Source organism: Marinomonas sp. ef1 (assembly GCF_002806845.1).
Classification (GTDB): Bacteria; Pseudomonadota; Gammaproteobacteria; order Pseudomonadales; family Marinomonadaceae; genus Marinomonas; species Marinomonas polaris.
On record NZ_NHTT01000002.1, the window covers coordinates 478,909 to 491,048 of the forward strand.

The 12,140-nt window shown below is 41.2% G+C and carries 11 protein-coding genes and 5 tRNA genes; 1 reads left to right on the forward strand and 15 read right to left on the reverse strand.

Annotation, left to right across the window (positions count from 1 at the left end; genetic code table 11):
* Window positions 1–7: 7 nt before the first annotated feature.
* From CCS02_RS04670 to CCS02_RS04685, 4 genes are all read right to left on the reverse strand, one after another.
* On the reverse strand, window positions 8–1,777 hold the full coding sequence (locus CCS02_RS04670) for an acyl-CoA dehydrogenase (protein WP_100635952.1): 1,770 nt from the start codon (window positions 1,775–1,777) through the stop codon (window positions 8–10).
* A 140-nt stretch (window positions 1,778–1,917) separates the two neighbouring features.
* A complete protein-coding gene (locus tag CCS02_RS04675; protein ID WP_100185861.1) occupies window positions 1,918–2,979 on the reverse strand; it encodes an AraC family transcriptional regulator in 1,062 nt (353 codons plus the stop codon).
* Window positions 2,980–3,118: 139 nt separating this feature from the next.
* Window positions 3,119–3,472, reverse strand: a complete 354-nt coding sequence (locus CCS02_RS04680; RefSeq protein WP_072839014.1) for a hypothetical protein — start codon at window positions 3,470–3,472, stop codon at window positions 3,119–3,121.
* A gap of 61 nt (window positions 3,473–3,533) precedes the next feature.
* Window positions 3,534–3,962, reverse strand: a complete 429-nt coding sequence (locus CCS02_RS04685) for a cytochrome b562 (protein ID WP_100185862.1) — start codon at window positions 3,960–3,962, stop codon at window positions 3,534–3,536.
* A gap of 224 nt (window positions 3,963–4,186) precedes the next feature.
* Here CCS02_RS04685 and CCS02_RS04690 point away from each other — a divergent pair, with 224 nt between their 5' ends.
* Window positions 4,187–4,495, forward strand: coding sequence for a hypothetical protein (locus CCS02_RS04690; protein ID WP_072839259.1), 309 nt, complete (start codon window positions 4,187–4,189; stop codon window positions 4,493–4,495).
* Between the two features lie 8 nt (window positions 4,496–4,503).
* Here CCS02_RS04690 and CCS02_RS04695 read toward each other — a convergent pair whose 3' ends face one another.
* From CCS02_RS04695 to CCS02_RS04745, 11 genes are all read right to left on the reverse strand, one after another.
* A complete protein-coding gene (locus CCS02_RS04695; protein ID WP_100635953.1) occupies window positions 4,504–6,987 on the reverse strand; it encodes a Lon protease family protein in 2,484 nt (827 codons plus the stop codon).
* 217 nt (window positions 6,988–7,204) lie between these two features.
* Window positions 7,205–8,005 carry a TatD family hydrolase gene (locus CCS02_RS04700; protein WP_100635954.1) on the reverse strand — a complete coding sequence of 267 codons (801 nt, stop codon included), beginning with the start codon at window positions 8,003–8,005 and terminating at the stop codon, window positions 7,205–7,207.
* Window positions 8,006–8,012: 7 nt separating this feature from the next.
* Entirely contained in the window at window positions 8,013–8,951 is a 939-nt protein-coding gene (gene holB, locus CCS02_RS04705) for a DNA polymerase III subunit delta' (protein WP_100185865.1), read from the reverse strand.
* Entirely contained in the window at window positions 8,952–9,590 is a 639-nt protein-coding gene (gene tmk / locus CCS02_RS04710) for a dTMP kinase (RefSeq protein WP_072839009.1), read from the reverse strand. It lies immediately after the preceding gene.
* Window positions 9,591–9,601: 11 nt separating this feature from the next.
* Window positions 9,602–10,633 (reverse strand): endolytic transglycosylase MltG, encoded by a 1,032-nt coding sequence (gene mltG / locus CCS02_RS04715; RefSeq protein WP_100185866.1) that lies wholly within the window; start codon window positions 10,631–10,633, stop codon window positions 9,602–9,604.
* Window positions 10,620–11,447 carry an aminodeoxychorismate lyase gene (gene pabC, locus CCS02_RS04720; protein WP_100635955.1) on the reverse strand — a complete coding sequence of 276 codons (828 nt, stop codon included), beginning with the start codon at window positions 11,445–11,447 and terminating at the stop codon, window positions 10,620–10,622. The genes mltG and pabC overlap by 14 nt, the downstream gene beginning before the upstream one ends.
* Window positions 11,448–11,495: 48 nt before the next feature.
* A tRNA-Glu gene (locus CCS02_RS04725) sits at window positions 11,496–11,571 on the reverse strand.
* Window positions 11,572–11,588: 17 nt separating this feature from the next.
* Window positions 11,589–11,663, reverse strand: a tRNA-Gly gene (locus CCS02_RS04730).
* A gap of 53 nt (window positions 11,664–11,716) precedes the next feature.
* Window positions 11,717–11,792, reverse strand: a tRNA-Glu gene (locus CCS02_RS04735).
* A gap of 66 nt (window positions 11,793–11,858) precedes the next feature.
* Window positions 11,859–11,934: transfer RNA gene (locus CCS02_RS04740), tRNA-Glu, on the reverse strand.
* A gap of 60 nt (window positions 11,935–11,994) precedes the next feature.
* Window positions 11,995–12,069, reverse strand: a tRNA-Gly gene (locus tag CCS02_RS04745).
* Window positions 12,070–12,140 lie beyond the last annotated feature (71 nt).

Below are 12,140 nucleotides of genomic sequence, written 5' to 3' on the forward strand. Positions count from 1 at the left end.
ATGCTTTTCATCGATTGAAAGCATTTTTGTTTAGATTGTCAACAGTTACAGATCCAAACATTATTGAATAAGTATGCCCTAAAGCTCTCGGCAAAACATGATCACAATAAAATGCGACCGAATGCTCCCAAGAGCTTTTTTGTGATTCATCGAGCTTTTCATCATTCTGCGCAGCGTGTAAGGCTCTTACTTGTAACCAAGCACCAACCAAATATCCCATTAACATCATATAAGAATACGCTAAGCCTGTACCTAAAACAGGATTCTTTTGCATAGCAGTTAAACAAGTCTCGGTTGCCGTTTTAGCTTGATCTAGTACAGCCTTCACTTTATTTGCATAAGTACTAACAGAGGATGTTTGCCATTCGGCTACTTCAGCTTCAATGTCTGCTAGCAACGACATCATGGCGGCACCTTTGTCTGAATGCAATTTACGGCCAATCAAATCAATTGCTTGTATACCATTAGTGCCTTCATAAATTGGTAGGATTCGTGCATCACGCGCATGTTGAGCAACGCCTGTTTCTTCAATGAAGCCCATGCCTCCATGTACTTGAACCGCTAAGGAAGTAATTTCTTGAGCTTGCTCAGTAATCCAACCTTTAACTATAGGAGTATATAGCGCAGTTCGAGCAATAGCGTGTTTTTTATCGTCCCCTAAAGCAAGATGAGACATGTCATTTTCAACAGCAGCAACATAGATAAGAGAACGCATCGCATCGATTTGTGACTTCATCGTCATTAACATACGAAGCACATCAGGATGCTCGATAATGGCAGCTCGGCCAGTTCTCTCAGCGTTCATGCCCTGCTTACGTTCTTGCGCATAGGCTAATGCCTGTTGATATGCTCGCTCCGATATAGCCAAACCTTGCAAGCCAACACCTTGTCTTGCATTGTTCATCATGGTGAACATGGCTTTTATGCCTTCGTTTTCTTGACCAACAAGGTAGCCAACAGCGCCTTCTTTATCGCCAAAGCTCATCACACACGTTGGTGAAGCATGAATGCCCATTTTATGTTCAACGGAAACCACTTGAACATCATTACGTTGAGCAAGCTCACCTTCACCGTCTAGAAGGAATTTTGGGACGATGAACAAAGAAATGCCTTTCACACCATCAGGAGCATTTGGTAGACGCGCTAATACCAAATGAATGATGTTGTCACTCATCTGATGATCACCCCAAGTGATGAATATTTTTTGCCCTTTGATACGAAATACGTCGCCATCAGGTGTGGCTTTACAGGCTATAGCTGCAAGATCTGAGCCGGCAGCAGGCTCAGTCAGATTCATTGTGCCGGCCCATTCACCAGCCAACATTTTAGGAAGGTATAAATTCTTTAACTCAGCGCTAGCATGTAAGCTAATCGCCTCAATTGCTCCTAGACTCAACAAAGGGCACAAAGAAAAAGCTAGGTTGGCTGCTTGAACACCTTCGTTAACGGCAGTTGCTACATAAGAAGGAAGGCCTTGGCCACCGTATTCTGGGTCGCCGGATAAACCGATCCAACCTCCTTCTGAATACGCCTTGAAGGCTTCTTTAAAGCCTTTTGCTTCGATCACCTCACCATTTTCTACACGCGAGCCTTCTTTGTCACCACTGGCGTTGATAGGCGCGATAACTTGCTCGGCTAATTTACCTGCCTCTCCAAGAATCGCTTCTAATAGATCGTTATCGATAGCATCTTCTAAATAAGGTGTAAGGCGCTCTGTTTTAGCAACAGAACGTAAGCTAAATAGAATGTCATTGATTGGATATAGGTATTCGCTCATTTTTTATTCTCCGGTTAGTTATCCGAGCGGATTTATACTTATAGAATGGAAAAATATAGCAAATCTCTCAATAACAATTCAGGCCTATATTTCTGACAAATACATTCACGGCATAAAATAAAAAGCATTAAAGGTATAATTTATGGGCGTTTTATTGCTTTACCAAACTTTAAGTATTCCTCACTTTTTCGATATTCGCCTGGCGTCATCCCCGTCCATTTTTTAAAAGAACGGAAAAAAGCACTCGGTTCATCAAATCCCATTAACGCGGCGATATCATTGATGCTTAACTGAGGAGCGTTCATATAGGTAATTGCCGCTTCTTTACGGCAGTCATCCTTGATGTTTTGGTAGGAGGTTTTTTCGTCATTTAGACGCCTGCGTAGTGTCGATACACTCATATTAAGAGCACTCGCTACTTCATCGGCACTCGGCATTTCTCGTGAAAAATCCTTCCCTAGCATGGCCATGACTTGTGATTTTAAGCTGTTGTCGTTTTCTACCATTACCAATAATTGATAAGGTGCGGTTTTTAAAAAGCCTCTCAAACTGTCTTCGGTTTGAACAATGGGCATATCAAGGTAACTGGCAGGAAATACTAAAGCGTTAGCGTGTTGGTTAAATCTAACTTCTGATTGGAAAAGTGTCTTGTAATATTCAACATCGTCCGGGCGCTCACTGGTGAAGTAAGCCGCCTTCAAGTTTAATCGACGCCCAATTAACCAACAAATGAAATGATGCCACATGGAAAGGGTTGTTCTTAACTGCTCTTTTGATTCTGGTTCGACTAGCTCGCTGATATTTTCTACTGAAGAATCCAAAGGTGCAAAGGTCACCATGGCGAATCGACCTTTTTTAATCAACACCGGTTTAACCGTTGGACCTCGGCAAATCTCATAAAAATCACTACAACGATACAAGGCATGAGCAAGACTTCGTGCATGTATGATACAAAGGCACATCATTCTGAAAGTACCGTTTGGAACCTTACCACCACTTAGCATACCAAACGACTCATCTTGCATGAGCCACATGATTTTTTGGTAAAGCATTCCGTAACGATAAGCGGGGAATGAGTCGCTCTGCTCTATTTCATCTTGTGTTAGTTCTAAACTGTCTAACACCGACTGACGGTCCAAACCTTGACCCTCAACCGCTTTTAAAAGATAGCGAACACTCGACATCGGAACAGAAGCTTTCACAGTTATCACCTTATTTAACAAATGATTTAAGTCAAAATTTTTATTGTATGGCGCTTTTTTAACATAAAAAAAGGCTGCATCTGCAGCCTTTTTTATTTTACATTTATTTGCTTGTCTTTCTGCTTTTACTTTTGCTCGTTTATTTTTGCTCAGTAAAGGCAGACAACAATTCGTCTAATGACAGATCTTCACTATCCGTATCGATGTTGTTAACGTTTTCCATAGCTTCCGCTTGCTCTGCTTTTTCATCAACAGGTTTCACGAAAACAAAACGACGAGGACGCACAGGTGCAGCCCCAGCTTCTTTTTCTGGAAGCAATCCTAATCGTTCAAGTTTCTTGTGCGCTTGTTCTTTGCGTTCCTTGGATTTCTTTGTCACAAAACGGCGAGTTGGTGAAGATTTACGAGCTTTGTTTTGCTCTTTCATCATCTCTTTTGAACCAGTTTTTCCAAGTTTGCCACGCATACTGCGCGATTTTTTAACACGAGCCATAATATCCTCTCTTTATCGCGCGCATTGTAGCAGTGAATTCATGCTAGGTCATCCAGCAGAACTAGCAATTTGCTTTAAAAGAACTGTGGCCAGTTTTTCTTTGGTTGCCCATTGCTCCAAGTAATTTTTTCACTTCTGAAGAGTTTCCTGACTTTAGTGCAGTTTCTAGATCTTTTAGAACCACGATAGTGTCATCAACTACTTTAGTGAATTCTGCTTTTTGATCTTTTAATTCATTGCCTTGCAAGTTTTCTGCAGTGAATTTATAAGGTGTTTCACTACGTGCTTTTTCAAAATAAGTAATCAGTGTATTTGCTCGTTTTGCTGCAGATTCATTGTCCCCTGACTTAACATCAGACGACATAGAGCGCATTTCATCTTTGATATTTTCCATGTAACCATGCAACTTAGTGTCATCACATGAAGCAGCAAATACAGTAGATGAACAGGAAATAGAAATAATCGCGGCAGTAAGAAGACCTTTTTTCATAAATACACCTTTTAATCCCAAAATACTTAAGCTCGAGGCTTTGTTAATCGCGTAAAACAATGTGTTTAAAATAACATGCTCGCTGAAAAAAACACCTACTATATTGTAATCGTTATAACTACTTTAACCTTGTTAATATATATTCACTAATGACACTAGGTGTGTTTGACGTGTATCTTACAAACTTTACTAGCTTGTCAGATATATTAGTCATTTGAATGGTAATGGAGTTCAATATTTTTAAGTTTAGATACAAATTGCTTGTCCTGCTCAGTTTGGCAATAAGCAGTTTTACTTTCGCGGAGTGCAGCGACTTTGACGCAAAGCTTGCTGCAGATAAAGACGCTCAAAAGTACATGAGTGGAAAAACGTTTAAAAATGCTTTGGTTTTAAAAAGACATCTTCCAAGTAAAAGAAAAGAGGTCGCCAGCTATATTTATGTCAAAGCAGACGACCTCTATTACACGGTTTTTTCTTTAGTGAACTCTCAATGCAAAACTGAAATCATCAAAAGAACCAATGGCAAGCACTAGCTTGTCATTTATTTTTTAGTTTTTTCTGGTTTTTTCGCTTTATCAGACTTTTTATCTTTATCTGCTTTTGACGAGTCATCAGATTCTTCTTCAGAATCGTCTTCTTCGTCTTCCTCTTCTTCACCAAGCTTAGATATTTCTTCTAGTCGTTCGATTACTCGAGCAGATACCGTGCCTTCTGGGTATTCACCCTCTTCATCCGCAACACCGGGCTCAATACCAGTCAATAAATGCAACGCTTCATCAGCTGTAGAAATCGCATAAACATGGAACATTCCCGCTTGCACAGCCTCAACAATCTCATCGCTTAACATCAAATTCACAGCATTAGACTTAGGAATAATAACGCCTTGTGTACCAGTTAAACCACGGGCATTACAGACGTTAAAGAAGCCTTCAATTTTTTCATTCACGCCACCAATGGCCTGAATCTCACCGTACTGGTTTAACGAACCAGTAATGGCAAGATCCTGACGTAGAGGCACTTGAATCAACGCTGATAGCAAACAACACAATTCTGCCGTAGAAGCACTGTCACCATCAATATAACCGTAGCTCTGCTCCATCGCGATAGAAGCGGAAATATCTAATGGAAAACGCTGAGCATATTTATTACCGAGATAACCAGATAAGATCAAGACACCTTTAGAGTGAATGTTTTGACCTAGATTTGACTCTCGTTCGATATCAATAATGCCTTTACCACCCGGATAAACCGTTGTGGAAATACGAGCAGGCGCACCAAAGCTACTATCACCAATCTGCATGACTGTTAAACCGTTGATTTTACCAACCGCATAACCATCACTTTCTAGTAACACTGTACCTTCAATGATCTCTTCAATGATTTTCTCACTGACTCGACCTGTGCGATGTTTTTTCGCTTTTAAAGCACGAGCAATATGGTCCGCTGTGATTTCGCTGTCTTTCGCCATCTGACGAACAAAATCGGCCTCACCTAATAATTCAAATACATCACCGATTTTTGCAGCCATTTCACGTTGATGTTCTGCTAGACGGCTGCTGTATTCGATCAAAGCAGCAACGCCATCACGCGTCACGTTGGCATACTCTTCTTTATCTACTCGATCCTTCATCAGGCGAGCAAAAGACAACTCTGAATCTTTAGAGCGTTTAAGAGTATCGTCAAAATCGACTAAAACTCGGAACATTTCTTGAAAATCTGGATCCGCATCTTGCAACAAGTAATAAATATCACGCGCACCGATCAATACAACTTTCACCTGTAAAGGCAAATCCTGCGGTGAAAGCGTCGTGGTATTCATCAAGCCCATATCAGCATAAGGATGCTCAATTTTGATAGTTTTGCTTTTTAGTGCGCGCTTAAGTGCTTCCCACAAATAATGGTCTGTTAGCAGTTTTTCAGCATCTAAGATCAAGTAACCACCATTTGCTGCATGCAAACTACCAGAACGAATCAAACGATAACTTGTCACCAACATACCCTGATCGCTACTGTGCTCCACCTGACCAAATAAATTTCGGTAGGTTGGATGCGGCTCGTACACTACAGGCTGCCCACCATTAGTTTCGTGTGTAATAGCGATATTCGGCAAATACAGTTCTTCATAAAATTGACGACGACCTATTTCATCGCGGTTCTCAGAAGCTTTATCGTCAGCCATTTGATCTATTATGGTTTTATCTAAATCGTCTCTCAACGCATTAAGATGCGCTGTAATATCAGTATCGTCTTTGTATTTCTCAAACAAACCTGACATTAATGGATCTAGCGCTTCTTTGACAGTGTCTAAATTTAACTGGCGAATTTGCTCATAAGTTGCGCGCTTCCATTGCGGCAAACCCAATAACTCTTCATTAAGCAATCCTTCAAGTGTCGAAACACCTTCTTGAAATGCATCACGCTCGTCATCGGTTAATGCGGCAAACTCATTCTCTTCTAATGCTTTGCCATCCTTCATAGGCGCAAAGCTCACAGAAGATGCGTCACGAAACATGGCGACGCCAATTTTGCCGGAGACACGCTCTACTTTATTGATCGCGGCTTCATATTGATCGTTAAAAGCACGATCAATTACACTTTTCTGTTGCTGATACGTAGGGTTTTCAAAAGCCGCTGGAAAGGTAACCATTAGGCCATCAATTAATGCTCGAATTTCTTTTTCAAATTCTGAAGCTTGACCCGGAGAAAACTCCAGTGCTTTTGGACGATGACTTTCGGTAAAGTTATTAATATAAGCCCATTCATTAGGCGCTGGACGGCGTTTTGCTTCACTTTTTAAGTAGCTTAATACATAAGAAGAACGACCAGTGCCAGAATCGCCCATAGCAAAAATATTGTAGCCAGGACGTTGCATCGCCACACCGAATTGAATGGCTTCAACAGCACGCTCTTGACCTAAAATACCGCTAAGTGGCTCAATATCGTTTAATGTTTTGAAAGTCAGGTGATCCGCAGGAACTTTAGCTGAAAGAGCTTGATACGGTAGAGAAGTAACCATGTTGGACATCAATGGATTTCCTTATGTCTAACAAGCCATTCAGAAAATAGGCTTGCGAAAGAAGAAGGCTCTTCTTTCAAATATTTTAAATAAATACAATATGTTGAGACTAACACTGTGATTTCACTTCGACTATATGGAAGCGGAAATATCATTGTTTTATTAGCAAAAAACACCAGTTGTCCAACTTTTTGTTACTCAATTGCACTGAACCTTGGGAAACAATCTAGAGCTGAAGTTGATGCTGCGGATTTGCTTTCGCAAAAACTCGATGAAAATTAGCCGCGGTCGCTTCTAGTAAGGCCTCGTAACGAATACCTTTCAAATCTGCCACATATTGAGCAACTTCAGAAACATATTGAGGCTCATTTTTTTTGCCTCGATATGGTACTGGAGCTAAATAAGGTGAATCCGTTTCAACAATTAAAGATTCTAAAGGCAACTTGCGCACGGTTTCTTTCAGGTCTTGTGCCGTTTTAAAGGTCACAATCCCAGAAATAGAAATTAAGTAGTTTTCATCTAATGCCGCTTTTGCCATATCATAATCTTCAGTAAAACAGTGCAGCACACCAGCGCTATCCCGATTGCCATATTGCTTAATCAAAGACAAAGTATCTTCTTTGGCATTTCGAGTATGAACAATCACGGGTAAGCCCAGACTACCAGCCGCTTGAAGGTGATGGATAAAACTCTCCTTCTGAGCTTCATGAGCCTCTGCTGATGCTTCATAAAAATAATCTAAACCAGTTTCGCCTATTGCGATAACTTTTGGGTCAGCGGCATACTGACGTAGTAGGCTTTCATCAGTAACAAGACCTTCACTTTGCAAAGGATGAACACCACAACTAGCATAGACGCCGTTGCGCTTAGTAAATCCTAACACGGTATCCATTTTATTAAGGTCGACGGCGATAGTGAGCAACTGCCTAACGCCCTTTCGATACGCGGCATCAATGACTGAATTTATATCATTGTTATGTGGAGCCAGATCGAGCATATCAAGATGGCAATGGGTATCAATTAACATAGTTGGTTTACCAATGATTCAATTCGTGTGTGAGTTGCATAATGGGGTTTAAATTTGTCTTTTGAAGGTCTGACTTCAATTTTTGTAGAGATTGATAACGCAACATTAGAGTTTGAATGCCTAAACGAGCAATAAGCGTGTCGTAAATCGTTTGCAGTGCTTCATCAATAGGCGCACCAGTCGAGTGACAAATGCATTGATGGAGAATTGCCGCTAAGCCGTTGCAGTAATCTTCAATATTATTACTGTCCAGACCTTTTAATACAGCACTAACTGACACTGTTCCTCGCAGCATGCTCGTCAATTGATCTGGCAAACCCGCATATAACTGAGTTTTACCTTGCTGCTGAATCGCCAGTAACCGAAATGGCTGAGTAGTTAACCAAAATAACGCCCCCAAAGCTTTGCCATCTGGTTGTTGCATCAGCCAGGATTTCACTTCATTCATACTTGGAGTAGGCACATTAACCAATAAACAACGACTTCTAATCGTTGGCATAAGGCTGCTTGATTGTGAACTAGTGAGAACAAAAAAGGTTCTATCGGCAGGTTCTTCAAGTGCTTTTAACACTGCGTTGGCCGCATTAATATTCATCGCTTGGGCGTGGGTAATTAATACGACTTTATTTTGTCCCACTTGGGGCTTTTGGCTAATTTGACGCACTAATAGACGGACTTGGTCAACTTTAATCGTAGAGGCTTCGCCATCTAAAACGCGAAAATCAGGATGCGTATCAGCGCTCATCAGCTGACATGAATGACAAGTACCACAAGCTGCAGCCTGATTTTTTTCGCACATTAAATCTTTTACCATTTCATGGGCAAGTTCTTCTTGCCCAACGCCATCAGCACCAGTAATCAATAAAGCATGAGAAAGACTATTAGTTTGTTTCAGCACTTGAACTTGACGCAAACATGGAATCAACCAATCAGCAATATTCGTCATCTAACAGTCACCAGCCCAAGCTTCATTTAGCTTTGCCAGTTGCTCTTCAATCTGACTTTTAACTGATTCTAAAGACTGGCTTGCATCGACGATTTTTACTCTTTTAGGATCCGCTTCAGCACGCTCAAGAAAGCCATCACGAACTTTTTGGTGGAACGCAAATGATTCTTTATCTAAGCGGTCTTGATGCTGACGCTGAACCACACGCTCTTGCCCTAATTCAACAGGAACATCTAATACTAGAGTTGCATCGGGCTTATTATCGCCAACCACCCAATTTGCCAATTGATCAAGCATAGCGATATCGCCACCGCGAGCTTTACCCTGGTAAACGTAGCTTGAGTCTAAAAAACGATCACTGATCACCCAAGTACCTTTATCTAAAGCGGGTTGGATTTTTTCCGCTAAATGTTGCGCTCTCGCGGCAAAAACAAGCAATAACTCAGTGACATCGTTCACCGATTCGTCTCGTGGAGTCAAAACAAGCTGGCGGATCTCTTCAGCAAGTGGTGTACCGCCCGGCTCACGAGTCATTATGTAAGGAATTTTATGGTCATCTAACCACTGGCGAATAAAATGAATCGCCGTTGTTTTGCCACTACCTTCTCCACCCTCAAGCGAAATAAATTTACCTCTCATACAACCTTCCTCTATTTCGCAATCACTGGAGTCGAACGATAGTCTTCTCGTCGTTTAAACTGATACTTTCTTACCGCTTGGTTATGCTCTTGCAGAGTATTTGAAAAAGCATGCGTACCATCTCCCTTGGCAACAAAATACAAGGCCTTTGTTTGTTCTGGGTTTAATGCAGCTTCAATAGCCTCGCGACCAACATTAGCTATTGGTGTTGGCGGTAACCCATAAATTCTGTAAGTATTATATGGAGATGAGTCTTGGAGACCTTTGCGCGTCAAATTGCCCTTGAATAGATCACCAAGACCATAAATAACGGTAGGATCAGTTTGTAGCCGCATGCCTTTTTCTAAACGACTAATAAACACTTGAGAAATTAATGGTCGTTCATAAGGTACGCCGGTTTCTTTCTCGATAATAGACGCCATAATTAACGCTTCATAAGGTGATTTATAGGGTAAGTTCTCTGTTTTTTTCTCCCACAAATCGTTCAACGTTTGAGTCATCAATTCATGAGCATGCTTTAATATACTAACGTCAGTATCGCCTTCATGATAGCGATAAGTATTGGCAAAAAATTGGCCTTCAGGATGTGAAACGTCGAGCCCCACTTTCTTCACTATTTCTTCATTCGATGCATCTAGCAAGGTCATAGTGATATTTCCACGAGCTTGCATTGCCAGTAGAAAATCCCGAGTTGTCTTGCCTTCCAGCAAAGTAATAGAGTAAAAAATAGATTGCCCTGAATCAAACAGTGCCATTATATCCAATAAATTCATCTCAGGTTTGATTGCATACTTGCCAACCTTAGGCACCCACTCTGAATGCAATTTAGCAACCACACGAGTTAAGTATGGATTAGCAATCAACCCTTTTTCACTTAGCTCATTACCTAAACTATAAGCCGTATCTCCCGCTTTAACTTCAAATTCTTCTTTCGACGTTATTTCCACAGGAGCAGTAATAGAATGATAAAGATAGCCTGCCAATATAGCCGACAAAGTAACAGATAAAAAAACAACGCGGTAAAACCACTTAATGAACGCCATGCATATCCTTAGCTTGCATTAGAATTTGTAATTTCCGAGTATGAACTCCAATTGGAAAAGATACTCCTGTAACACCAATGACAGGCACTATACCCATGAGACTATTGGTAATAAACACTTCATCCGCAGCCATCAAATCGCAAAGCATAAATCGACCAATTTGGACTGTATAATCATATTGACGTTCAATAATGGCTTTTCTATAGGTACCTTGCACACCTGATTGCTCAAGTGAAGGGGTATAAAGCATACCTTGCTTACACCAAAAAAGATTACTCTGAATACACTCAACCAGCTCTCGATTGCCATTCATCATAATTGCTTCAAAATCAGGTGACGATAAATATTGCTTAGCAATCACATTTTCAAGCCTGTTTAAATGCTTCATTCCAGCAAGAAAGCGATTGGAACTGACAGGAACTGGCGAAATGGAAAGTGAAACACCTTTTTCTCGATGAACTTGGTAATCAGGTGCAGGTAGGATACCGATAATGATGGAATGAATACAGTTCTCAGGTGATAAATAGCCTCTTCCGCCCTCTCCTCGACTGATCATAATTTTTACAACAGATTCTTCATGGATCAATGGCAAGACATCGGAATACAAAAAATTATACAGAGAAGTTTTTTGCTCTAAAGAAAAAGGCATAGCAAGCTTAGAAAGCCCACGATAAAGGCGAGAAAGATGATCGTTGATTTTTAAGAAACACTGAGGAAAAACACGAATAGTTTCAAACACACCATCACCGTAAGCCAAGCCACGATCAACAACGGAAACCGATTTGTCTAATCTGTAATTGACGAACCAAGTCATGGCTAAAAACTCAAAATGAAGGTTAGCTATGATAGCGCAAAAAAAGGATGGCGTCCCATAGGGGGTTCGAACCCCTGTTACCGCCGTGAAAGGGCGGTGTCCTAGGCCTCTAGACGAATGGGACATACAAAAAACTATAATTGGAGCGGGAAACGAGGCTCGAACTCGCGACCCCAACCTTGGCAAGGTTGTGCTCTACCACTGAGCTATTCCCGCATTACATTGCTATATACTACTTAGCAATACTTTACCTTTAAAAAAGGTAAAAGTGGCGTCCCATAGGGGGTTCGAACCCCTGTTACCGCCGTGAAAGGGCGGTGTCCTAGGCCTCTAGACGAATGGGACATAAACTTTTATCACACTAACAATTTTACTTTTTCAACGACACTTTTTACTTTAAAAGTATAAAAGTGGCGTCCCATAGGGGGTTCGAACCCCTGTTACCGCCGTGAAAGGGCGGTGTCCTAGGCCTCTAGACGAATGGGACACAATTTAGCTTTTATAGTGCTACAACTATCTTCTTTTCAAACTTTCTATTTAAAGAAAGTGGAGCGGGAAACGAGGCTCGAACTCGCGACCCCAACCTTGGCAAGGTTGTGCTCTACCACTGAGCTATTCCCGCATTTCTAACACCCCTACTCTTTATTCGCATAAACCAGTGGGCTGTCTATTGACCTTGCAACTTGCAAAATC

Coding starts and splice junctions, on each gene's coding strand:
- CCS02_RS04700 (WP_100635954.1), bottom strand. CDS start 8,005: ATGTTAATTGATACCCATTGCCATCTTGATATGCTCGATCTGGCTCCA.
- CCS02_RS04680 (WP_072839014.1), bottom strand. CDS start 3,472: ATGGCTCGTGTTAAAAAATCGCGCAGTATGCGTGGCAAACTTGGAAAA.
- CCS02_RS04690 (WP_072839259.1), top strand. CDS start 4,187: ATGGAGTTCAATATTTTTAAGTTTAGATACAAATTGCTTGTCCTGCTC.
- mltG (WP_100185866.1), bottom strand. CDS start 10,633: ATGGCGTTCATTAAGTGGTTTTACCGCGTTGTTTTTTTATCTGTTACT.
- tmk (WP_072839009.1), bottom strand. CDS start 9,590: ATGAGAGGTAAATTTATTTCGCTTGAGGGTGGAGAAGGTAGTGGCAAA.
- CCS02_RS04685 (WP_100185862.1), bottom strand. CDS start 3,962: ATGAAAAAAGGTCTTCTTACTGCCGCGATTATTTCTATTTCCTGTTCA.
- pabC (WP_100635955.1), bottom strand. CDS start 11,447: ATGACTTGGTTCGTCAATTACAGATTAGACAAATCGGTTTCCGTTGTT.
- CCS02_RS04695 (WP_100635953.1), bottom strand. CDS start 6,987: ATGTCCAACATGGTTACTTCTCTACCGTATCAAGCTCTTTCAGCTAAA.
- holB (WP_100185865.1), bottom strand. CDS start 8,951: ATGACGAATATTGCTGATTGGTTGATTCCATGTTTGCGTCAAGTTCAA.
- CCS02_RS04670 (WP_100635952.1), bottom strand. CDS start 1,777: ATGAGCGAATACCTATATCCAATCAATGACATTCTATTTAGCTTACGT.